Genomic DNA, 20,661 nt, shown 5'->3' with positions numbered 1-20,661 from the left:
CCCGATCGCACCGCGGTGATTGCGGGACACGGGGCCGGAAGCAGCCTAGAAGACGTCCTCGACCGGAACGGCCGGTCCCGGACCCTGCAATGCGATGACGCCCGACGCGCCGGAGCGCGCCCCCGCCGACGGGCCGACACCGTCAGATCCGAAGGCCATGCGCGTGCCGGGGGCCGATGCCGCCGATCCGCGCCTGGCTGCCCGCGAGGCGCGGCGCGCTGCTCTCGACCTGTTGCGGCACCTGTGGGTCCTGCTCGCCGCGGGCGGACGCGGGATCGCGCGTTTCGGAGGCGTCGCATCCGCCCGCACTCGCGCGCTCCTGGCGCGCAAACCGGATCGTGTTCGGTCGGAGATCCGGCCCAGCGCACCGTCCGCCGCGGACCGACCTGACGCCGAGCCCGGGACGCTCCGGCGCGGACCGGCGCGGCGGCGGCCGATCCTTCTCGCTGCCGGTGCCGCGATCCTGCTGCCGGTCCTGGCGCTGACGCTCTATCTGCTCGTCGCGCTCCTGACCCTGCCGCCGCTCGGCGGGGCCGTGGTTGAGACCGGCCAGCGGGCAATCACCGTCGAGGCCGATGACGGGCGCGTCTTCGCCACGCGCGGCAGCTTCCGCGGCCAGAAGCTCACCGCCGCCGACCTGCCGCCCCATCTCGCGCAGGCGATCGTGGCGATCGAGGACCGGCGCTTTTACAGCCATTGGGGCCTCGACCTGCGCGGGCTCGCGCGGGCGGCGTGGCGCAACGTCACGGGCGGCGGCGTGCGCGAGGGCGGATCGACGATCACGCAGCAATATGCGCGCCTGACCTCCCTCAACCAGGAGAAGACGCTCTGGCGCAAGGTCCAGGAAGCCTTCCTGGCGCTGCGCGTCGAGGCGACGATGAGTAAGGACGAGATCCTGCTCGGCTATCTCGACACCGCCTATTTCGGCGCCGGCGCCTATGGGGCGGATGCGGCTGCGCGGCGATATTTCGGCAAGCCGGCCAAGGCCTTGAGTCTGCCCGAGGCGGCCATGCTGGCCGGCCTCGTGCGCGCCCCGTCGCAGCTCGCCCCGACCCGCAACCTCGGCGGCGCCAAGGAGCGGGCGGACGTGGTCCTCCAGGCCATGGTGGAGACCGGCGCGATCACCCAGGCTGAGGCTGATGCGGCCCGCCGGCAGAGCGTGACCCTGAAGACGCCGCCCGAGACGCCGCCCGGGACCAACTACTTCCTCGACATGATCGCCGGCGACGTGAAGCGCCTCGCCGGCAAGGACGGCGACGTCACGGTCCGCTCGACCCTGAACCTCGACCTCCAGAGCCTCGCCGAGGGCATCGTCGCCCGCCGCCTCGACAAGGACGGGCGGCGCCGCAAGGTCGGTCAGGCGGCGATGGTGGTGCTGTCGAAGGAGGGCGCGATCCTCGCCATGGTGGGCGGCCGCGACTACGAGGACAGCCAGTTCAACCGCGCCGTCCAGGCCAAGCGCCAGCCGGGCTCGCTGTTCAAGATGCTGGTCTACCTGACCGCCTACGAGAACGGCTACAGCCCCGAATCCGTCCTGGTCGATCGTCCGGTCCAGATCGGCAATTGGGAGCCCGAGAACGACGACGGTCGCTATCGCGGCCCGGTGCCGCTGCGGACCGCCTTCGCGCTCTCGATCAACACGGTGGCGGCCCAGCTCGGCCAGGAGGTCGGCATCCCGGCGGTGATCGCCACCGCGCGCCGGCTCGGCATCCAGTCTGACCTGCCGAACGTGCCGAGCCTCGTCCTGGGTTCCGGCGGCGTGAATCTCTTGGAGATGACCCGGGCCTACGGATCGGTCCTCTCGGGCCGGACCCCGCTGCAGGCCTACGGCATCCAGGCGATCCGCGCGGCGGCACCGCAGCCGCTCTACGTGCAGACCGATCCCGCACCCGGGGCGACGCTCGCGCAGGAGCCGCGCACGATGATGCTCGACTCGCTTCAGGCGGTGGTCGAGTCCGGGACCGGCCGGGCGGCGCGGGTGCCCGGCCAGATCATCGGCGGCAAGACCGGCACGAGCCAGGATTTCCGCGATGCCTGGTTCGTCGGCATGACGCCGGACCTCGTGGTCGGGGTCTGGATCGGGAACGACGACGACAGCCCGATGAGCCGGATGTTCGGCGGCGAGATGCCCGCCGGGATCTTCCACGATTTCGTCCAGCGGGCGTCGGAGAAGCTCGCCAAGGGCAAGCCGCGCCCTTCGGCGGAGCGGGCCGAGCCGCCCCGCGCGGTGGCGGCCGTGGCGGATCCGACCCCGGCCGGCGAGATCCGGGGCGTGCCGGAGGTGATCGATACCGGGACCCTGAACCTGCGCGGCCGCGTCGTGCGCCTCCTCGGGGTAGAGGGCGAGCGCGGCCACCTCGCCCGCCAGCTCGCGAGCTACCTGCGGCGGCGGGAGGTGGTCTGCACGGGCATCTCCGACGGCGCGAAGGCCCGCTGCCGCATCGAGGGCGACGATCTCGCCGGGCTGATTCTGACGGCCGGCGGCGCCCGCGCCTCGGAGGATGCGCCGCCGGACCTGCTCGGGGCCGAGGAGCAGGCGCGGGCCGAGCGGGTCGGCCTGTGGGGCCGGTAGGGCGTCAGACCCGGCCGAGCTTGGCGAGCGTCAGCGGGTCGGGCGAGCCGCCGAAATACTGCGTCAGCGCCTGGGCGAAGAGCGGCTCGTCCGGCGCGGCGGCGGCGAACAGCGTCATGCTGGAGCGGAACTTGACGTCGTCGGGGGCGCCGAAAATCGCGTGCGCCGACCGCCCGGCCACGGCGTTGACGGCCGCCGTGCAGGTGCGCAGCCGCGGTCCGAGCACCGGATGCGCGAGGTAGGCGCCGGCCTCGCCCAGGGATCCGATCGCGTAACGCTGCGCCTTCGGGCTGGACCCGAGGCCGGCGATCTGGGGAAAGATGAACCACATCCAGTGGCTGCGTTTCTCCCCGGCCTGCAGCTCCGCGAGGGCGCGCGTGTAGACGCCCTCCTGTGCCGCGACGAAACGGTCAAGATCGTAGGGCTCGGCCACGGGCTGCTCCTCGACACCTATCCCTGACGCATCGGCCGCCCTGGTGTATGCGGCCGCCATGCTCGAAAACCTCATCAGCTTCATGATCGCGAACCCGGCGGCGAGTCACGCGATGACGGCGGTTCTGGAGACCGCCGGGATGGCCGTGGCCCTGATCCTCCTGCGCACGCCCCGTCCCGAGGGCACCGCGGCGCTCCTGGTCTCGACCTACTATTACGGCCGCGAGGCCGGACAGCGCGAGCACGACATCAAGCATGCCGGCTGGGACGCGGTTCAGGCGCATCTCGGCGCCGAGTTCCTGTACGGCTGGTCCCTGCCGAACCTGCAGCAATGGATCGCACCGACCTGTGCGGCCTGGGCGGTGGCAGCCGCGCTCTTCCTGATCCGGTCGCGGGCATCGCGACTCCAAGTCGCCACGCCGGGACGCCGCTCCTAGAGCCGTTTCCGATCGTGTGGCAACGGTTTGCAGGAAGGCGACCCCGGTCGCGGCAGCCGCGCCATGCCCCCTCTCCCGTGCGGGCTACGGGCTCGACGCGTGAGACGATGGATCGGCCTGCCGATGGCCTGGGCGGGTTGAGCAATCCCGTCTTTCCGGGGCGCCGCAGGCGAGCCCGGATCCGGAGGGGCACGCCGGAGGCGGGCAATTCAGAACCGCCCCTAGCCCGCACGGGAGCGGGCCCCGCGATTCGTCCGGCTCGGGCACGTCCATCGCCTCCGGCCGAACCCGATCGGGAACGGCTCGCGTTTCCCCCGTCGGCGTAGCGAAACTCAGCCCCGCGTGAACGACCCGTCGGGCAGCCCGATCTTGCTGCAATCGCCGAGACGCCGCCGGCAAGAGGCGATGATCTGCCCCGTCTCCCGACTGCTGCACTGACGCCGGGCCGGCACCGCGAGGTCACGCAGGTGGTCGATCACCGGGCCGCGCTGCTTCTCGCCCCGGCCGATCACCGGCTCGACCCTGGCGGTCACCGTTCCGGCAACGGTGTCCCAGAAGTCGGCAGGGTTCTCATGGACTCCCCGATCGAAGGCTCGTGCATCGCTCGTCCCTTCCGGCTCACAGGCGGCTTGTCGGGCCATTCGGGAGGGGCCGCGTCGACCCATCTCGAAGGCCGGTCCGGGATCGCCCGTCCGCACCGCGCGGCTCACTGCATCGTCATCGCAGGGCGCGGCGGTGCGGAGTCGACGTTGGTCCCGACAGCCAGCAAGGTATCGGCATCCCCGCCATTTTGCCCGCTCACGAGCATTTGGCACGCGGGGACGCGCAGCCGCGAGATCCCCGGACAGCCGCCGCCTCTCGAGCGCCGAGGCCGTGCGCGGGCGCAGCGCCGGGAGCCTCGACACGCCGGCGCGGGGCCTATCTTGACGGGACCTGCTTCCTGACGGCGCGCCGCACCGCGGCCCGGACCTGCACTCGGAGATCAACGCATGCCGCAGATCACCATCGGCGGACTCTCGTTCCGGTACCTCCTCGAGGGACCCGAGGGGGCACCGGTCATCGCCTTCTCGAACTCGCTGGGTGCGACGCTGGAGATGTGGGACGCCCTGCTCCCGGCGCTCGGCGGACGGTACCGGACCCTCCGGTACGACACGCGGGGCCACGGCGGCACGGAGACCCGCGATGCGCCCACGGAGATCGCCACCCTGGCCCAGGACCTTGCAGGGCTGCTCGATGCCCTCGGCCTCGGCCGGGCCCATCTGGTGGGCCTGTCGCTCGGCGGCATGATTGTGCAGGCGCTCGCGAGCGCCGATCCCGCACGGCCGCTCAGCGCGACCCTCATGGCGACCGCCGCCCACATGCCGGGCGCTCAGACATGGAACGAGCGTGCCGAGACCGTGCGGACCCAGGGGACCGGAGCGGTCGTCGAGGCGACGCTGGGGCGCTGGTTCACCGCGGATTTCGCGCGGCGCGCGCCGATGACGGTTCAGGCGATCCGCGACCACTTCCTCGCCTGCGACCCGGCGGGTTACGCAGTCTGTTGCGGCGCGATCGGACGCATGGATCTGCGGCCGTCTCTCTCGGCGATCACGGCGCCGACCCTGGTGATCGCCGGACGCGACGACCCGTCGACGCCTCCGGCGATGGCCCAGGAGATCTGCGGCGGGATTCCCCAGGCCGAGCTCGTGGTTCTGCCGCGGGCCGCGCATCTGCTGGCGGTCGAGCGCGCCGAAGCCGCCGGCGGCTACCTCCGCGCCTTCCTCGACCGCAACACGTCAGGAGGCTGAACGGCTCGGGGGGATCTGCGCGAACAGGAGGGGGGACAAAGAGCATGCTGTGCATCCCCTCGCCCACAAAGGAGAGACGCGGATCCGTCGCGCGCGCTCTTCATCGCCCGCGGATTCATCCACCTCGATCCCGAAGCCGAATCTCAACCATTGAGTGTCAGTCTGGCGGCTGCGGGCCTGCGTAATCGGCTCGCGGAGCCCGCGTATCATGGCCCATACCGCAGCGCCCGGCGCCCCGGTCCCGTCCGGGATGACGGCCGGCATCCCGCTCCTGGCGGCCGTCGAGGGCTTGGCCAAGGCGCTGTTCGCGGCCTTCATCTTTTTCGCCTGCTTCGCCTTCTCCGAGACGTCGCCCTACGACGCCGTGGCGATCCCCACGATCGTGCTGTGGCTCTGCCTCGGCGTGCGCCTCCACCGCGGGACGGTGCCGCTGCTCGCGCTCCTGCTGCTCTATCTCGCGGCGATCGTCACGGCGCTGCTGCCGTACCTCAACGAGGATTTCCCGGTCACCTGGACGATCCAGCTGATCTACCTTTCGGTCACCTGCATCTTCTTCGCGATGTTCTTCGCCGACGACACCCACGCCCGAATGGAGCTGGCGCTCAAGGCCTACACCGCGAGCTGCGTGTTCTCTGCGGCGCTCGGCATCGTCGGCTACCTGCAATGGCTCGGAATCGAGGACCTGTTCTACAAGTACGACCGCGCCTCGGGGACATTCCAGGACCCGAACGTGTTCGGATCGTTCCTGACGCTGGGCGCCCTCTACCTGATGCACGGTCTGCTCACCGGCTCCACGCGGCGGCCGCTGATCTCCCTCGCCGGGCTCCTGATCATCGTCGCCGGCATCTTCCTGTCGTTCTCGCGCGGGTCTTGGGGCGGCAGCGTCGTGGCGGTGCTGCTGATGGTCGGGTCGGTCTACGCGGGCAGCGCCTCGCCCCGCCTGCGCCGGCGCATCGCGTTCCTGACGTTGGCGACGATCGTGCTCGGCACCGTGGCGGTGATCGCCCTGCTCTCGGTCGACCACGTCCACAAGATGTTCGAGACCCGCGCCGCCCTGACCCAGGACTACGATCAGGGCGAGACCGGCCGCTTCGGCAACCAGATCCGGGGCTTCGCCATGCTGCTGGAGCGGCCGTTCGGGATGGGCCCGATGCATTGGCGGCTGGTCTTCGGGCTGGAGCCGCACAATTCCTACATCGGATCCTTCGCCAATGGCGGCTGGCTCGGGGGCGCGGTCTTCATCGGTCTGGTCCTGACGACCAGCGTGGTCGGCTTCCGGCTCCTGATGCGGCCGTCGCCCGTCCGGGCGCACGCGCAGATCGTCTGGCCGGCGCTGCTGATGTTCTTCCTGCAGGCCTTCCAGATCGACATCGAGAAATGGCGGCACGTCTACATGATGCTCGGCATGGTCTGGGCGCTGGAGGCCGCGCGGGTGCGCGCGACCACGTCGCAGGCCGGGCGCGCTTGAAACGCGGGCGCGGCCGGGTCATCGCTGGCTTGCGGCCGAGCTGATCGCCGAGCGGCGCATCCGCACCGGGAGACGGTACGTGACGACACAGCCGGACACTGAGGCGGATCGGCTCGCCGCCCTGAACGCCCTGGGCATCCTGGGCACGCCGCCCGAGCCGCATTTCGACGCCGTCTGCCGCACGGCCCGCCGCCTGTTCGGCGTGCGCAGCGCCTTCGTGGCGCTGATCGACGACACGCATCAATGGCTGAAAACGCCGTGCGCCGACGTTCCGGTCCGGATGCCGCGCGCGGAGAGCTTCTGCCAGCATACGATCCGCGGCGATGCCGTGCTGGTCGTTCCCGACGCTCGGCTGGATCCCCGATTTCGCGATGCGGCGCTCGTCACCCGCGCGGGCGGAATCCGCTTCTACGCGGGCGTTCCGCTGAGCCTCGAGGAGGGGCTGCGGATCGGCACGTTCTGCCTCGCCGATCCCGAGCCCCGCGCCACCTTCTCGGAGGCCGACCAGGCGGCCCTGCGCGACCTCGCCGAGATCGTCGTCGCCCATCTGCGGCTGACGGAGGCCAATGCGCGCCGGGGCCGCGAGATCGAGCAGGGCGTCATCCGCGAGGCCCTGATCCGTGAGCAGCACCGCGAGATCAACGCCCGCGCCCGCGCCCAGGAGGCGGTGAACCACCAGCTCACGATGGCCGAGCAACTCGCCAGCATCGGCAACTGGCGCGTCGAGTTCGCGGACGGTCAGCAGGTCTGGTCGGCCAGCCTCCACGCGATCGCCGGTCGCGACCCCAAGACGCCGCCGCCCCGGCTCTCCGGCTTCGCGCAGATCTACCATGCCGACGACCGTGCCAGGATCGAGGCGATCGTCGCGGAGGCCGTCGCCCACCGCAGGAGCTTCGACTTCGAGGCGCGGCTGCTGCGGCCCGACGGGCAGACCCGCCACGTGGTCGTCCGTGGGATGGTCCGCGGGGACGGCGCGGTCGCGGGCCTCGTCGGGGTGCTGATCGACGTCACCGACCGTCGGCGCGCCGAGGACGAGGTCCGCCGCAGCGCGCTGCGCTACCGCAGCCTCGCCGAGACGCTGCCGCTCCTGGTCTGGACCATGCGGGTCGGCGACGGGCAGGCGACCTACGCCAACGCGCAGTTCCACAGCTACTATGGAGCGATCGGGCCGGAGCGGGCCGAGCGCCTCGTCCGCAACCATCCGGAGGATTCCGCCGCCATGGAGGCGGCCTGGAACCGGGCGGTCGAGACCGGCACGGGCTACAGCGGCCAATGGCGGATCCGGCGCCACGACGGCGCCTATCGCTGGCACAAGATCGCGCTGATCCCGATCCGGCTCGATCCCGCGAGCGGCGCGGTGGCGGAGTGGCTCGGGACCGCCCTCGACGTCGACGACATCGTCACGGCACGGCTGGCGGTCGAGGAGGCCCGCGGCCTTCTGGGGATCGCTCTGGACGCCGCGGGCGCCGGCACCTGGGACTGGGACATGCGCACGGGGATCGCCACCCTGAGTCCCGAGAGCGCGCGCATGCACGGCCTGTCCGATTTGGGTGAACCCCACGCGCTCGCCGCGGCGGACTGGACGGCGCTCCTCCATCCCGACGATGTCGGGGATGTCTGGGACGAGATCCGGCGGGCGGTGGAGACCTCCACCGCCTACGCGGCCGAGTTCCGGGTGGGCGAGCGCTGGCTCTATGCCCGCGGGCGGACCCTGTTCGGGCCCGAGGACCAGCCGCAGCGGATGGTCGGCCTGCATCTCGACATCACCGAACGCAAGGCCGCCGAGGCCGCCCTGCGCGCGGCGACCTGGGATGCGGAGGCTGCACGCGCAGAGGCCGAGCGGGCAAGCGCGGCCAAGAGCGAGTTCCTGGCTGCCATGAGCCACGAGATCCGCACGCCGCTGAACGGAATCCTCGGCTACGCCGATCTCCTCCTCGACGAGAGCACCATCCAGAACGAGGACCGGCGCCGTCTGGAGCTGATCCAGAGCTCGGGCGCGGCGCTGCTCACCGTCGTCAACGACATCCTCGACTTCTCGAAGATCGAGGCCGGGGAACTTACCCTCGATCCGGTCTCCTTCCCGCTGATCTCGATCGTGGACGGCACGGTCTCGATCGTCCGTGGCAGCGCGCTCCGGAGCGGCCTCGCCATCGAGGCCCGGATCGATCCGGCCCTCCCGAACTTCGTGGTCGGCGACCCCGGCCGCCTGCGGCAGGTCTTGCTGAACCTCCTCAACAACGCCGTGAAGTTCACTCCCGCCGGCTCCGTCACCGTGACCGTGCAGCGGGAGGGCGAGAGCCTCGCGCCGGACGGTACTCCCGGCGACGTCGTCCGGTTCGCCGTGACCGATACCGGCATCGGCATCGCGCCGGCGCAGCAGGACCGGCTGTTCAAGCGCTTCAGCCAGGTCGACGGTTCGATCAGCCGCCGCTTCGGCGGCACCGGCCTCGGACTGGCGATCTCGCGCCACCTCGTCACGCTCATGGGCGGCGAGATCGGGGTCGAGAGCCGAGAGGGAGAGGGATCGACCTTCTGGCTCCGACTCATCCTGCCGCGAAGCGCAGAAATCGCCGGCGCGGACGGCGTGCCCGCCGGCGGGGAGACGGCCGTAGCCCTGCGATCGCCGCCGGTCGTGGAGGCCGCAGCCCGCACGGCTCCGAAAGCCGCGCCGCTCCGCTTGCTCCTTGTGGAAGACGTGCCGCTCAACCAGGAACTCGCCTGCGCGGTTCTCGAATCCCAGGGCTACGCGGTGGATGTGGCCGGGGACGGAGCCGAGGCGATCACGGCGGTCGGGACATCCGTCGCCGCGGGCCGCGCCTACGACCTCGTCCTGATGGACGTCCAGATGCCCCGCGTCGACGGGCTGACCGCCACCCGCCGGATCCGAGCGCTCGCGCCGCCGGCCTGTGACATCCCGATCGTGGCGATGACCGCCAACGTCCTGCCGGCGCAGATCGAGGAGCTGCGCGAGGCCGGCATGGACGATCATGTCGGCAAGCCCTTCCGCCGGGCCGACCTCTTCGCCACGATCAGCCGCTGGACGGCACCGGGGGCGCGCCGTCCGGCACGGTCGGAGGAGCCGCGCCGCCGGGCGAAGATCGATTCCGCCATCCTCGACGCCGCGGTGCTCGGCGAGATGGAGGTGAGTTTCGGATCCGACCGCGTGGCAGCGCTTCTCGATCTCCTGGCGAATGAATTGTCGGAGCGTTTCCGGCCGAGCGAGACCGATCGGCTTCAAATTGCCCACGACGCGCACGCGCTCGTGGCGGCGGCGGGACTCCTGGGCTTCGTCGGCCTGTCCCGCCTGTGCCGCGAGGTCGAGGCCGCCGCCCATGCGGGCGCCGACCTGATGCCGCTGATCCGGCGCCTGGAGGTCCAGCGTGCGACCGCCCTGCGCGCCATTCGCCAGCTGCGCGCGGCGTGAGCCCGGATGCAGGATTGGGAGGCCGGTAAACCGTTCCCGGCCGACGGCGCCGCCCACATCGGCGGAGCAAAGCAATCCGGCCGTCACGACGCCGACCGGACGTCTCAGCCTGGATCGTCGGCGGGCTTCTCGCCGGACGGGGCGAACAGGTCCTCCGGCGCGATCACGGTGACGCGGCGCTGTGCCAGGTCGAGAACGGGCACGAAGGCCTTCGTGAAGGGAAGGAGCGCGGTGGCACCTCCGCCCGGGGGACGCAATTCCAGCAGGTCGCCGCTGCCGTAATTCGGTACCGCGACGATCACCCCGATGGGCGTCCCGGCCTCGTCCACCGCCGTGGCGCCGATCAGGTCGGCGGCATAGACCTCGTCGTCATCCTCGGGCGCGGCCAGACGGTCGCGCGGGACGAACAGGGCGACGCGGTTGAGCGCCTCCGCGGCGTTGCGGCCGGAGACGCCCTCGACGCGGGCGATCAGCATGTCGGGCGATGTACCGGGAGCGGGGCGCACTTCGGCAAGCGTCAGGGTCCTCCCGTCCGCCGTCTGCAGGGGGCCGTAGCCCGCGATCGCCCGTGGATCGCCGGTGTAGGATTTGAGCCGGACCTCGCCGGTGAGGCCGTGCGCCCGCCCGAACTCGCCCAGGAGGACGAGGTTCGGATCGGGCGGCACGGGCGGCGGCGCCGGCTTGGGGGCCGGTGCCTTGGGCGAAGTTGCGGCGCCCGGCGCAATCGCGCCGATCGCCGTGCTCGTGCGGCCACGGCGGCCGCCGTCGCGGGGCGTGGGACCTGCGGGGCGGCGCGCCATGACCGAGCGCCTTACGCGGCGGCGTCCTCGGCGGGCGCTGCGGCCTTCTCGGCGCGCTTGGCGGCACGCTCCTTGGCCTTCTCGCCCGGCTCGGCCTTCTGCGGGTTGTTGCGGGTCGGGCGCTTGGCGAGGCCCGCCTGATCGAGGAAGCGCAGGACGCGGTCGGTCGGCTGCGCGCCCTTGGCGAGCCAGCTCTGGATCTTCTCGTTGTCAAGGATGATGCGGGCCGGATCGTCCTTGGCCTTCATCGGGTCGTAGGCGCCGACCTTGTCGATGAAGCGGCCGTCGCGCGGGGCGCGGGCGTCGGCGACGACGATACGGTAGTAGGGGCGCTTCTTGGCGCCGCCGCGGGTGAGACGGATCTTGAGGGCCATGGTCTGACTACTTTCGCTGTTGCTCGATCTGGGACTCGTGGTCCGCCTTGATCGACTGGTGGTGCCGAATGACTTCCTTGACCACGAAGGCCAGAAACTTCTCGGCGAAGTCGGGGTCGAGCTTGGCGTCGACCGCGAGCTTGCGGAGCCGGGCGACCTGACGGGCCTCCCGGTCCGGATCGGAAGGGGGGATCCCCTTTCGGGCCTTGAGCTCGCCGACCCGCTGCGTGCAGCGGAAGCGTTCGGCGAGGAGATGGATCAGCGCCGCATCGAAATTGTCGATGCTGTCCCGCAAGCGCGCGAGTTCGGGATCGACGGCCTGCGCCGCGAGCACGTTCATTTCTTCTTCCCCGGCATGAACCCACCGAGACCCGGAAGTTTCGGGCCGCCGAGGCCCGGAAGCCCCGGAAGTTTGGGCATTCCGCCCCCGCCCAAGCCCGGCGGCATCGGCGGCAGCTTGCCGCCGAACTGCTTCTCGAGCTGCGCGATCTGCTCCGGGGTCGGCTCCGGCATGCCGGGTGGCAGGCCAGGCATGCCGCCGCCCATCCCACCGCCGCCGAGGCCGAACATCGAGCCGAGTGCCTGCCCGATCCCGCGCTTGCCCTGGCCCATCGCCTTCATCATGTCGGCCATGGTCCGGTGCATCTTCAGGAGCTTGTTGATCTCCGAGACGTCGACGCCCGAGCCCGCCGCGATGCGCTTCTTGCGGCTGTTCTTGAGCAGATCGGGGTTCTTGCGCTCCTGCAGGGTCATCGACGAGATGATCGCGCGCTGGCGCTTGAACATCTTCTCGTCGAGGTTGGCACCCTCGACCTGCTTCTTGATGGCGCCCATCCCGGGCAGCATGCCCATCAGGCCGCCGATGCCGCCCATCTTCTCCATCTGGGCGAGCTGCATGGACAGGTCTTCGAGATCGAACTTGCCCTTGCGCATCTTCTCCGCGGTGCGGAGCGCCTGCTCGTGGTCGATGGTCTCGGCCGCCTTCTCGACCAGCGAGACGATGTCGCCCATGCCGAGGATGCGGTTGGCGACGCGGGACGGATGGAATTCCTCCAGCGCGTCGACCTTCTCGCCGACGCCGACGAGCTTGATCGGCTTGCCGGTGACGGCCCGCATCGACAGAGCCGCGCCGCCGCGGGAATCGCCGTCCATGCGGGTCAGCACGATGCCGGTGACGCCGAGCCGCTCGTCGAAAGCGCGGGCGGTGTTGACCGCGTCCTGACCGGTGAGCGCGTCGGCGACCAGCAGCACCTCGTGCGGCCGGGTCGCGGCCTTCACCTCGGCGACCTCGGCCATGAGGCCCTCGTCCACCGTGGTGCGGCCGGCGGTGTCGAGCATCACCACGTCGAAGCCACCGAGACGGGCGGCGTCCATGGCGCGCTTGGCGATCTGCACCGCCGACTGGCCGGCGATGATCGGGAGGGATTCGACGCCGACCTGCTTGGCCAGGACCGCGAGCTGCTCCATGGCGGCCGGGCGGCGGGTGTCGAGGGAGGCGAGCAGCACCTTGCGCTTCTCGCGGTCCGAGAGGCGCCGGGCGATCTTGGCGGTGGTGGTGGTCTTGCCCGAGCCCTGCAGGCCGACCATCAGGATCGGCACCGGGGCGGGGGCGTTGAGGTCGACGGTCTCGGCGTCGGTGCCGAGCATCGCCACGAGCTCGTCGTTGACGATCTTCACGACCATCTGGCCGGGCGTCACCGACTTGAGCACGACGGCACCGACGGCCTTCTCCTTCACCCGGTCGGTGAAGCCGCGGACCACCTCGAGAGCGACGTCGGCCTCCAGCAGGGCCCGGCGCACCTCGCGCATGGCGGCGGTGACGTCGGCCTCGGTCAGGGCACCCCGGCGGGTCAGCCCGGAGAGGATGCCGGAGAGGCGGTCGGACAGGCCTTCGAACATGCGCTGGACCCGGGGTTACTGCTCGAGGCCGGCGCGCTCCACGCGGCGCGCCTGGAGGGCGGCCTCGAAGCTGCGCAGGGCGCTGGCGAATTTGTCCCGGCATCCCGGGTTGCAGAAGCCGACGACGGCACCGTTGTAGAGCGTCAGCGAGTCAGCCGAGATCGGCTTGCCCGACCACGGGCAGGTCTCGTTGATTGCGTCCTCGATCTTCAACGCTTCTTGATCTCGCGTCATGCGGGTGCCTCGGCCGGCGGACCCCGTCGCGGCGGATCAGGCCAACACCCATCGCGCCCGAGGGCGCAGACGCGCTGTCGGGCGTTGACCTCCGGCCTCGGGGGACCGGTCGGCTTGGCATCGGTCGATCTGCTACGGATCGGGAGGGCGGGGCGTAGCCGCGATGAGGCAGAAAGTCAATTTTTCGTCCCGCGGGCCGCCGGGGCGCGCCAGCGCGGCCCGAAACGGGGCGTCCGATCGCGATTAACTTTTACCGATCGTTAAGCATGTTCGGATTGTCATCGCTGGGTATTCGCTCAGGACGCCTCCCATGTCGGAACCCGCCCGCTCCACACCGCCGCTCGAGGCCGGCGGGCGCTCCGCGCCCGGCCCGCTCCGCGACTGGCTCGCTGCCATGAAGTCTCAGGCTCCGGCCGAGCTGCGCGGCGACGCGCGGACCGAGGAGCCGCATCCGGAGCCGAAAGCCGGTCGCTCGGCCGAGACTTGGGCGCCGCGGCTCGTGCAACCGGCCGAGGCGCCCCGCGCCGACGCCGAGGATGCCGACGTGTCCGAGCTGATGGCCGAGAACATGATGCTCAAGGCCAAGCTTCGCGTGGAGGCCGACCGCCAGGATGAGCTCCAGGGGATCCTGGCCGAGGAGATCCGCACGCTGCGCGAGCATATCCGCGAGGAGATCGGCTCGATGGAGGATCTGCGGGCCGAGCAGGAGGAGATCCGTGCGGAGCGCGACGAGTTCCGCCGGGAGCGCGAGCGGTTCCGCATCGAACGGGAAGAGATGCGGGCCGAGCGCGACCGGGCGATCACCGAGCGCGATGCGCTTCGGCTCGAGCGCCTCACCCTGGCGGGCGAGCGCGATGGCCTGCGCGAGGAACGCGATCTGTGGCGGGCCCGCACGGAGGCGCTGGCTCAGCCGCTGTTCCAGAGCCAGAAGCGCTGAGGCCGTCCGGACAGGCCCCTGAAAAGCCGAAGGGCCACCCGAGAGGGTGGCCCTTCCATTGCCGAACCGTCATGTCCGGCGGAACTGTCCCGAGATCGGGTCTCTGACGCGTCTTAGAGCGACGCGCCGGAGGCGACGGTCCAGGTCCGATGAGCCGAGACACACGGCTGATGACAATGAGACACTGGATCACCTCCTTTCGTTGGTTGCGGGTGAGGCGAAGTTAGGTGGGCGCACCCGGCTTGTGAAGCCCTGCCCCTGCGCCCGTTTGTCCTCCCCCGCGCCGGCGCTTTGCCGCCCGGGCGGCTGGGCGTATGACGGTCGGATCGCAGTCAGCCCGAACCCCATTGAACGCGCCCTTCACACATCCGCCGCGTCCCCCCGACGAGGCCGCGCTCGATCCCGACGCGATGCGCCAGCCGCTCGGCAACGCGTGGTACTGCGTCGGCCAGTCCCGGAGCCTGGGTAAGGCGGGGAGCCGGACCGGCCTCCGGGCCGTGGCGCTGAACGGCGAGCAGATCGTGATCGGCCGCGCCCCCGACGGCAGCCCCTTCGCGCTGCGTGACCGCTGCCCGCACCGCGGCATGGCCCTGTCGAAGGGCCGCTTCGACGGCGACACACTGATGTGTCCCTTCCACGGCTGGCGCTTCGGAACGGACGGTCGCTGCCGCGATGTCCCGACCCTGTCGGAGCACGATGCCGCCGACTTCTCCCGCATCCAGGTGCAGCGCTTCCCCGTCCGCGAGAGCGCCGGCTTCCTCTGGGTGAACCCGCATATCGGGGCCGCCGCTGGCGATGTGCCGGCCGTTCCGGAGCTGGATTTCGAGCCGGCGGGATCTCTCGTGGTCGAGCTCGTGGTCGAGGCCTCCTTCGATCTCACGACCTTGAGCCTCGTGGATCCGGGCCATGTCGCTTTCGTCCACGATTCCTGGTGGTTCCGGCCCTCCAAGCAGCTCCGCGAGAAGGTGAAGACCTTCCAGCCGGTCCCCCACGGCTTCGTCATGACGAGCCACGCCACCACGACGAGTTCGCCGGTCTATCGCCTGCTCGGCGGGGTGCCCGAGGTCGAGATCGAGTTCCGCCTGCCGGGCGTCCGCCTCGAGCGGATCCGCGCGGGCGCCAAGCGGGTGGCGAACTACACCTTCGCGACCCCGCTGACGCCGGACCGGACGCTGCTGACCAACGCCCTGTACTGGAGCATGCCGGCGCTGAACCTGCTCAAGCCCGTCGCGCGCCCGCTGATGCGCCAGTTCCTCACCCAGGACCAGCAGGTGCTCCAGCACGCGCAGGACGGGCTCGACCGCAAGCCGACCATGGTGCTGTTCGGCCAGGGCGACCTGCCGTCGCAATGGTATTTCCGCCTCAAGCGCGAGGCGCTCGAATCCGTGCGTGACGGGCGACCATTCACGAACCCTCTGGAGCGGCGGGAGCTGCGCTGGCGGTCCTGACGGCTGGGCCAAGCATCGATCCGCGTCTATCCGGCGATTTAAGATCCTATTAACCATACCAAGAGCAATCATTGCGGCGCTGTACATCTACTTGGGATGCCTCGCGCCGATGCCCCGCTTCTTCATCGACCTTCATGACGGCTTGCAGCCGATCCGCGACGAGGTCGGCTTCGATCTGCCGGACCTGCCGGCCGCGCGCGCCAAGGTCACACGGATCATGTCGGCGATCGCCCGCGACATGTTGCCGGATGTCGAGCGTCAGGATTACGTGGCCTGCGTCCGCGACGGCGTCGGCAAGGTGGTCTACCGGGCGCGCCTGTCGCTGGCCGCCGAGATGGTCGACTGAGCGATCCTGCGACGACCTCGCCCTGGGGCTCGCTGCCGCAAGACATGAGAACTTGACCGGGGCGCGAGATCGGCCATCTCCGATCCATGAAACGGCGCAGCCTGCTCACGGTCGCCAGCGCGGCCACGGTGATGACGCTCGGCGGTGTCGGCTATGCCGCGCACCGGCGCGGCAAGAACCCCTATTACGACGGACCGACCTCGGACCATTTCGATGGGCTGCGGTTCTTCTCGCCCGATCAGGCGACCGACAAGTCGCTGCCGGACGTGCTCCGCTGGCAGGCCAAGCGTCAGCGCGAGCGCTGGCCCAAATCGTTCCCGAGCCCGTTTCCGGCGGACCGCCCCCCCGAGCGGGTCTCCGGGTTGCGGGTCGTGCTGATCGGCCATGCGAGCTACCTCGTGCAGGTCGCCGGCCGCAACATCCTGATCGATCCGGTCTTCGCCAGGCGCGCCAGCCCGGTCCGCTTCGCAGGGCCGAAGCGCGTGAACCCGCCGGGAATCGCACTGGCCGACCTGCCGCCCATCGACGCGGTGCTGATCACCCACAACCACTACGACCATCTCGACGGGCCGAGCCTCGCCCGGATCTGGCAGGCGCATCAGCCGCTGATCGTGGCGCCGCTGGGCAACGATGCCATCCTGCGCGGCTACGATGACACGATGCATGTCGAGACGCGCGACTGGGGCCAGTCGGTCGATCTCGGCAACGGCCTGCAGGTCCACCTGACGCCCGCGAACCATTGGTCGGCCCGCGGCGTCAACGACCGGCGCATGGCGCTGTGGTGCGCCTTCGTGATCACCTCGCCCCGGGGCGTGCATTATCACGTCGGCGATACCGGGTTCGGCGACGGTGCGCTCTTCCGCGAGATCCGGGCTCTCTTCGGGCCGCCCCGGCTGGCGACCCTGCCGATCGGGGCCTACGAGCCGCGCTGGTTCATGCAGGCGCAGCACGTCAATCCGGCCGAGGCGGTCGCAGCCTTCACGCTGCTCGGCGCCGCGCAGGGGTTGGGTCACCACTGGGGCACGTTCCAGTTGACCGACGAGGGTGTCGCGCGGCCCGCCGAGGCGCTGACGGCGGCACTCGCCGAGGCGGACATCCCGCCAGAGCGGTTCGTGGCTCTGCGGCCCGGTCAGGTCTGGCAGGCCTGAACGCCGGCGAGCCGGCTGCCGCCGATTTAGGCATGATGCGTGCATCATTCTGTATGCAGCATGGATCAGCGGCGCCTGGATCGCCGCCGCGCGTCTGAACGGCGTGTGCCGCTCCATGCGGTGCAGCCGCTTTCAGCCGAGAGACACGATGGACCCGATCAAGCCGACACGCCGCTCATTGATGGCCGGAGGCGCGGCGCTCGCAGCCTTCGGGGCGGCGGGCCGGGCCGGCGCACAGGGCGCGGCCCCGGGCAGCCTGACCTACGGCATCTCGATGACCGACCTGCCGCTCACCACCGGGCAGCCCGACCGGGGCGCGGGCGGCTACCAGTTCACCGGCCTGACCCTGTACGACCCGCTGGTCGCCTGGGAGCTCGACGTCGCGAACCGGCCGGGCAAGATGGTCCCCGGGCTCGCCACCGCCTGGGAGAGCGATCCGGCCGATCCCAAGGTCTGGACCTTCCACCTGCGCGACGGCGTGGCGTTCCACGACGGCTCGGCCTTCGATGCCGACGCGGTGATCTGGAACTTCGACAAGGTGCTCAACAAGGAGGCGCCGCATTTCGACCAGCGCCAGGCCGCCCAGGTCCGCCCGCGGCTGCCCGGTGTGGCGAGCTACCGGAAACTCGACGCCAAGACCGTTCAGGTCACGACCAAGACCCCCGACAGCCTGTTCCCCTACCAGATGCTCTGGTTCCTGATCTCCTCGCCGGCGCAGTACGAGAAGGTGGGCCGGGACTGGGCGAAGTTCGCCTTCGAGCCCTCGGGCACGGGACCGTTCCGGATGGGCCAGCTGGTCCCGCGCGTGCGCCTCGAGCTCCTGCCGAACGCCGGCTACTGGAACCCCAAGCGGGTGCCGAAGCTGTCGAAACTCACGCTGACCTGCGTGCCGGAGGACCTCGCCCGTGTGAACGCGCTCCTGTCCGGCAATGTCGACCTGATCGAGTCGCCGGCGCCCGATGCCGTGCCGCGCCTGAAGGCCGCCGGCATGCGCGTCGTCGGCAACGACACGCCGCATGTCTGGAACTACCACCTCTCGATGCTGGAGGGCTCGCCCTGGCGCGACCTGCGCCTGCGCAAGGCCGCCAACCTCGCGATCGACCGCGCCGGGGTCGTCGAGCTGATGGGCGGTCTCGCCCAGCCCGCGATTGGGCAGGTACAGCAGTCGAGCCCGTGGTTCGGCAAGCCGGGCTTCCAGATCAAGACCGACGTCGAGGCGGCGCGCAAGCTCGTCGAGGAGGCGGGCTTCTCGGTCAAGAATCCGGTCAAGGCCACGATCCTGATCCCGACCGGCGGCACCGGCCAGATGCTGTCCCTGCCGATCAACGAGTTCCTGCAGCAGAGCTGGGCCGAGATCGGCATCCAGGTCGAATTCAAGACCGTGGAGCTGGAGGTGGCCTACACGGCCTGGCGCCAGGGGGCGGCGGATCCGAGCCTCAAGGGTGTGAGCGCCGGCAACATCGCCTACGTCACCTCGGACCCGTTCTACGCGATCCTGCGCTTCTATGATTCGAAGCAGATCGCTCCGAACGGGGTCAACTGGAGCCATTACCGCAATCCGGAAGTCGATGCCCTCTGCGACAAGGTCAAGGCGAGCCTCGATATGGACGAGCAGAACCGGTTGCTGGCGCGGATCCACGAGATCGTCGTCGATGATGCCGTCCAGGTCTGGGTGGTGCACGACACCAATCCCCACGCGCTCTCGCCGCGGGTGAAGAACTATGTCCAGGCGCAGCACTGGTTCCAGGATCTGGCCACGCTCGCCTGATCGGGCCGAGGCCGCGGGCCGGCCTCGTTCACGTCCATTCTCACGGGGCCGCGCAGCGGAGCCCGGGAGCCGGACCGGCGCACGCGGTCGGTTCTGATTCGCTCGTGCCTAGTACTACAGTTGCGGATTGATGGCTGATGTGTTCCGCTGAGCGTCTGCAAGAGCGGAGGCTTAGCGATGTCGGTGGCGTCCTGGTCTGGTTCGCTGTTGGCCTGGGAGCGTGAGCTCACAGCCCTGAAGGATCGCGTTGGGCTGTGCGTGCGGCGGCGCGAGTTGCGCATGTCGATCGGGCACTATCTCGACGGGCTCCTCTCCGGCGTCGAGCGCAAGACGGGCTGGCTCCTGGCCGAGCGTGCGGGTGAGGCACGGCCGCATCGGTTGCAGGCCGTGCTGGGACGGGGGCGGTGGGATGCGGATGCGGCACGCGATCTCGTGCGCGCCTACGCGGTCGAGGCCCTGGCCGACCCCGATGCGGTGCTCGTGGTCGACGAGACCGGCTTTCTGAAGAAGGGTACGCACTCCGTCGGCGTGGCGCGGCAGTACTCCGGCACGGCGGGGCGGATCGAGAACTGCCAGGTCGGTGTGTTCCTGGCCTATGCCAGTCGCTACGGCCAGGCGCTGATCGACAGGCAGCTGTTCCTGCCCGAGGCCTGGGCCGCCGATCAGGCGCGGCGCGCCAAGGCCGGCGTGCCCGAGGCGGTGGCGTTTGCCACCAAGCCCACGATCGCGCGCGCGTTGATCGCTGCCGCCCTTGACGCCGGGCTGCCCTGTGCCTTCGTGCTGGCCGATGCGCTGTACGGGTCGGACAAGCGGCTGCGGATGATGCTGGAGGCGCGCGAGCAGCCCTATGTGCTCGCGGTGCGCAGCAACGAGCGCTTGATGACGGTCGCGGATGGCTTCGCGACCCGCGACGCGTCCGCCATCGCCGACGCACTGCCGGCCTCCGCTTGGCACCGGCACGCCGCCGGCGAGGGCGCGAAGGGGCCGCGGCTCTACGACTGGGCGCGGGTGCGCCTGCTGCGCCTGCAGACGCCGCCTTGGGACCATTGGCTGCTGATCCGGCGCAGCCTGCGCGAACCGTTCGAGCGCGCCTACTACGTCGTGTTCGCGCCCATGGAGACCACGCTGTCCGAACTGGCCGGGGTGGCTGGGCTGCGCTGGACCATCGAGACCTGCTTTGGCACCGCCAAGGGCGAACTCGGCCTCGACCACTGCGAGGCGCGCTCCTGGGACGGGTGGCACCGTCACATGACACTGTGCATGGCCGCGCTCGCCTTCCTCGCGCGGTTGCGCGCTGAGTTGGTGCGCGCCGCAGCTGGCAAACCGAACGAAACGAGTCCGGTCGCCGCCGTCGAGGCCGCTTGAGGCGCCCTCCACCACCAAACCCGCCTGAGCACCTGCCACCGCTCTCTGTCCCGGAGATCAGGCACCTGCTCGCTCGCCTCGTCCTCGCTTTTGCCCCCATGCGCGCGCTGCTGCTTGCATGGTCCCTCTGGCGACGACGGCATCAGGCCGCGGCACGGGCAGCCCATCTCCGATCACGCCAAAAACTGCAACTGTAGTACTAGAGCCGGTCCGGATCGTGTT

Annotated in this window: 17 protein-coding genes and 1 pseudogene; 11 read left to right on the top strand and 7 right to left on the bottom strand. The window is 70.4% G+C overall.

Annotated elements, in window-relative coordinates:
* The first annotated feature begins 94 nt into the window (after nucleotides 1-94).
* On the top strand, nucleotides 95-2,572 hold the full coding sequence (locus JOE48_RS19395) for a PBP1A family penicillin-binding protein (protein ID WP_210032233.1): 2,478 nt from the start codon (nucleotides 95-97) through the stop codon (nucleotides 2,570-2,572).
* A 4-nt stretch (nucleotides 2,573-2,576) separates the two neighbouring features.
* Here the strand turns inward: JOE48_RS19395 and JOE48_RS19390 are convergent, their stop codons facing one another.
* The gene (locus JOE48_RS19390; protein WP_210032231.1) at nucleotides 2,577-3,005 is read right to left on the bottom strand and encodes a DUF1810 domain-containing protein; all 429 of its coding nucleotides are present in this window, start codon (nucleotides 3,003-3,005) and stop codon (nucleotides 2,577-2,579) included.
* 58 nt (nucleotides 3,006-3,063) lie between these two features.
* On the opposite strand from JOE48_RS19390, the gene JOE48_RS19385 reads away from it, so the two are divergent.
* Nucleotides 3,064-3,441, top strand: coding sequence for a hypothetical protein (locus JOE48_RS19385; protein ID WP_210032229.1), 378 nt, complete (start codon nucleotides 3,064-3,066; stop codon nucleotides 3,439-3,441).
* Nucleotides 3,442-3,773: 332 nt separating this feature from the next.
* Here the strand turns inward: JOE48_RS19385 and JOE48_RS19380 are convergent, their stop codons facing one another.
* A complete protein-coding gene (locus JOE48_RS19380) occupies nucleotides 3,774-3,974 on the bottom strand; it encodes a hypothetical protein (protein ID WP_210032227.1) in 201 nt (66 codons plus the stop codon).
* A gap of 456 nt (nucleotides 3,975-4,430) precedes the next feature.
* Between JOE48_RS19380 and pcaD the strand changes: the two genes are divergently transcribed.
* The 3 genes from pcaD to JOE48_RS19365 all read left to right on the top strand — a co-directional run bounded on the left by pcaD (nucleotide 4,431) and on the right by JOE48_RS19365 (nucleotide 10,120).
* Nucleotides 4,431-5,228, top strand: coding sequence for a 3-oxoadipate enol-lactonase (gene pcaD / locus JOE48_RS19375; RefSeq protein ID WP_210032225.1), 798 nt, complete (start codon nucleotides 4,431-4,433; stop codon nucleotides 5,226-5,228).
* 208 nt (nucleotides 5,229-5,436) lie between these two features.
* Nucleotides 5,437-6,696, top strand: a complete 1,260-nt coding sequence (locus JOE48_RS19370; protein WP_210032223.1) for an O-antigen ligase — start codon at nucleotides 5,437-5,439, stop codon at nucleotides 6,694-6,696.
* 79 nt (nucleotides 6,697-6,775) lie between these two features.
* Entirely contained in the window at nucleotides 6,776-10,120 is a 3,345-nt protein-coding gene (locus JOE48_RS19365; RefSeq protein ID WP_210032221.1) for a GAF domain-containing hybrid sensor histidine kinase/response regulator, read from the top strand.
* Between the two features lie 104 nt (nucleotides 10,121-10,224).
* On the opposite strand, the gene rimM is transcribed toward JOE48_RS19365, so the two are convergent.
* Genes rimM through JOE48_RS19340 form a run of 5 tightly spaced genes read right to left on the bottom strand, consistent with a single transcriptional unit; the run spans nucleotide 10,225 to nucleotide 13,427 of the window.
* Nucleotides 10,225-10,920, bottom strand: coding sequence for a ribosome maturation factor RimM (gene rimM, locus JOE48_RS19360; RefSeq protein WP_210032219.1), 696 nt, complete (start codon nucleotides 10,918-10,920; stop codon nucleotides 10,225-10,227).
* Nucleotides 10,921-10,931: 11 nt separating this feature from the next.
* Nucleotides 10,932-11,294 (bottom strand): 30S ribosomal protein S16, encoded by a 363-nt coding sequence (gene rpsP, locus JOE48_RS19355; RefSeq protein WP_192706308.1) that lies wholly within the window; start codon nucleotides 11,292-11,294, stop codon nucleotides 10,932-10,934.
* Nucleotides 11,295-11,301: 7 nt separating this feature from the next.
* A complete protein-coding gene (locus JOE48_RS19350) occupies nucleotides 11,302-11,634 on the bottom strand; it encodes a chorismate mutase (RefSeq protein WP_210032217.1) in 333 nt (110 codons plus the stop codon).
* The gene (ffh, locus tag JOE48_RS19345; RefSeq protein WP_210032215.1) at nucleotides 11,631-13,193 is read right to left on the bottom strand and encodes a signal recognition particle protein; all 1,563 of its coding nucleotides are present in this window, start codon (nucleotides 13,191-13,193) and stop codon (nucleotides 11,631-11,633) included. The genes JOE48_RS19350 and ffh overlap by 4 nt, the downstream gene beginning before the upstream one ends.
* A 15-nt stretch (nucleotides 13,194-13,208) precedes the next feature.
* Nucleotides 13,209-13,427, bottom strand: a complete 219-nt coding sequence (locus tag JOE48_RS19340) for a glutathione S-transferase (RefSeq protein WP_210032213.1) — start codon at nucleotides 13,425-13,427, stop codon at nucleotides 13,209-13,211.
* A 310-nt stretch (nucleotides 13,428-13,737) separates the two neighbouring features.
* On the opposite strand from JOE48_RS19340, the gene JOE48_RS19335 reads away from it, so the two are divergent.
* From JOE48_RS19335 to JOE48_RS19310, 6 genes and pseudogenes are all read left to right on the top strand, one after another.
* Nucleotides 13,738-14,364 carry an ATPase gene (locus JOE48_RS19335; protein ID WP_210032211.1) on the top strand — a complete coding sequence of 209 codons (627 nt, stop codon included), beginning with the start codon at nucleotides 13,738-13,740 and terminating at the stop codon, nucleotides 14,362-14,364.
* 410 nt (nucleotides 14,365-14,774) lie between these two features.
* A complete protein-coding gene (locus tag JOE48_RS19330) occupies nucleotides 14,775-15,812 on the top strand; it encodes an aromatic ring-hydroxylating oxygenase subunit alpha (protein WP_210035901.1) in 1,038 nt (345 codons plus the stop codon).
* 109 nt (nucleotides 15,813-15,921) lie between these two features.
* A complete protein-coding gene (locus tag JOE48_RS19325) occupies nucleotides 15,922-16,158 on the top strand; it encodes a DUF6894 family protein (RefSeq protein ID WP_210032209.1) in 237 nt (78 codons plus the stop codon).
* An 86-nt stretch (nucleotides 16,159-16,244) separates the two neighbouring features.
* Entirely contained in the window at nucleotides 16,245-17,306 is a 1,062-nt protein-coding gene (locus tag JOE48_RS19320; RefSeq protein ID WP_210032206.1) for an MBL fold metallo-hydrolase, read from the top strand.
* A gap of 148 nt (nucleotides 17,307-17,454) precedes the next feature.
* Nucleotides 17,455-19,074: an ABC transporter substrate-binding protein gene (locus JOE48_RS19315; RefSeq protein ID WP_210032204.1), complete on the top strand. Its 1,620-nt coding sequence runs from the start codon at nucleotides 17,455-17,457 to the stop codon at nucleotides 19,072-19,074.
* 177 nt (nucleotides 19,075-19,251) lie between these two features.
* Nucleotides 19,252-20,636: pseudogene (locus tag JOE48_RS19310) on the top strand (IS701 family transposase).
* Nucleotides 20,637-20,661: the final 25 nt, after the last annotated feature.

The sequence above is a fragment of the Methylobacterium sp. PvR107 genome (assembly GCF_017833295.1).
GTDB lineage: Bacteria > Pseudomonadota > Alphaproteobacteria > Rhizobiales > Beijerinckiaceae > Methylobacterium.
This window is presented reverse-complemented; position numbering and strand designations above follow the sequence as displayed.

What these genes read in the sequence shown, in the direction of transcription:
- JOE48_RS19395 (WP_210032233.1), top strand. Translation starts at nt 95, where the DNA reads ATGACGCCCGACGCGCCGGAGCGCGCCCCCGCCGACGGGCCGACACCG.
- JOE48_RS19385 (WP_210032229.1), top strand. Translation starts at nt 3,064, where the DNA reads ATGCTCGAAAACCTCATCAGCTTCATGATCGCGAACCCGGCGGCGAGT.
- pcaD (WP_210032225.1), top strand. Translation starts at nt 4,431, where the DNA reads ATGCCGCAGATCACCATCGGCGGACTCTCGTTCCGGTACCTCCTCGAG.
- JOE48_RS19370 (WP_210032223.1), top strand. Translation starts at nt 5,437, where the DNA reads ATGGCCCATACCGCAGCGCCCGGCGCCCCGGTCCCGTCCGGGATGACG.
- rimM (WP_210032219.1), bottom strand. Translation starts at nt 10,920, where the DNA reads ATGGCGCGCCGCCCCGCAGGTCCCACGCCCCGCGACGGCGGCCGCCGT.
- rpsP (WP_192706308.1), bottom strand. Translation starts at nt 11,294, where the DNA reads ATGGCCCTCAAGATCCGTCTCACCCGCGGCGGCGCCAAGAAGCGCCCC.
- JOE48_RS19350 (WP_210032217.1), bottom strand. Translation starts at nt 11,634, where the DNA reads ATGAACGTGCTCGCGGCGCAGGCCGTCGATCCCGAACTCGCGCGCTTG.
- ffh (WP_210032215.1), bottom strand. Translation starts at nt 13,193, where the DNA reads ATGTTCGAAGGCCTGTCCGACCGCCTCTCCGGCATCCTCTCCGGGCTG.
- JOE48_RS19340 (WP_210032213.1), bottom strand. Translation starts at nt 13,427, where the DNA reads ATGACGCGAGATCAAGAAGCGTTGAAGATCGAGGACGCAATCAACGAG.
- JOE48_RS19335 (WP_210032211.1), top strand. Translation starts at nt 13,738, where the DNA reads ATGTCGGAACCCGCCCGCTCCACACCGCCGCTCGAGGCCGGCGGGCGC.
- JOE48_RS19330 (WP_210035901.1), top strand. Translation starts at nt 14,775, where the DNA reads ATGCGCCAGCCGCTCGGCAACGCGTGGTACTGCGTCGGCCAGTCCCGG.
- JOE48_RS19325 (WP_210032209.1), top strand. Translation starts at nt 15,922, where the DNA reads ATGCCCCGCTTCTTCATCGACCTTCATGACGGCTTGCAGCCGATCCGC.
- JOE48_RS19320 (WP_210032206.1), top strand. Translation starts at nt 16,245, where the DNA reads ATGAAACGGCGCAGCCTGCTCACGGTCGCCAGCGCGGCCACGGTGATG.
- JOE48_RS19315 (WP_210032204.1), top strand. Translation starts at nt 17,455, where the DNA reads ATGGACCCGATCAAGCCGACACGCCGCTCATTGATGGCCGGAGGCGCG.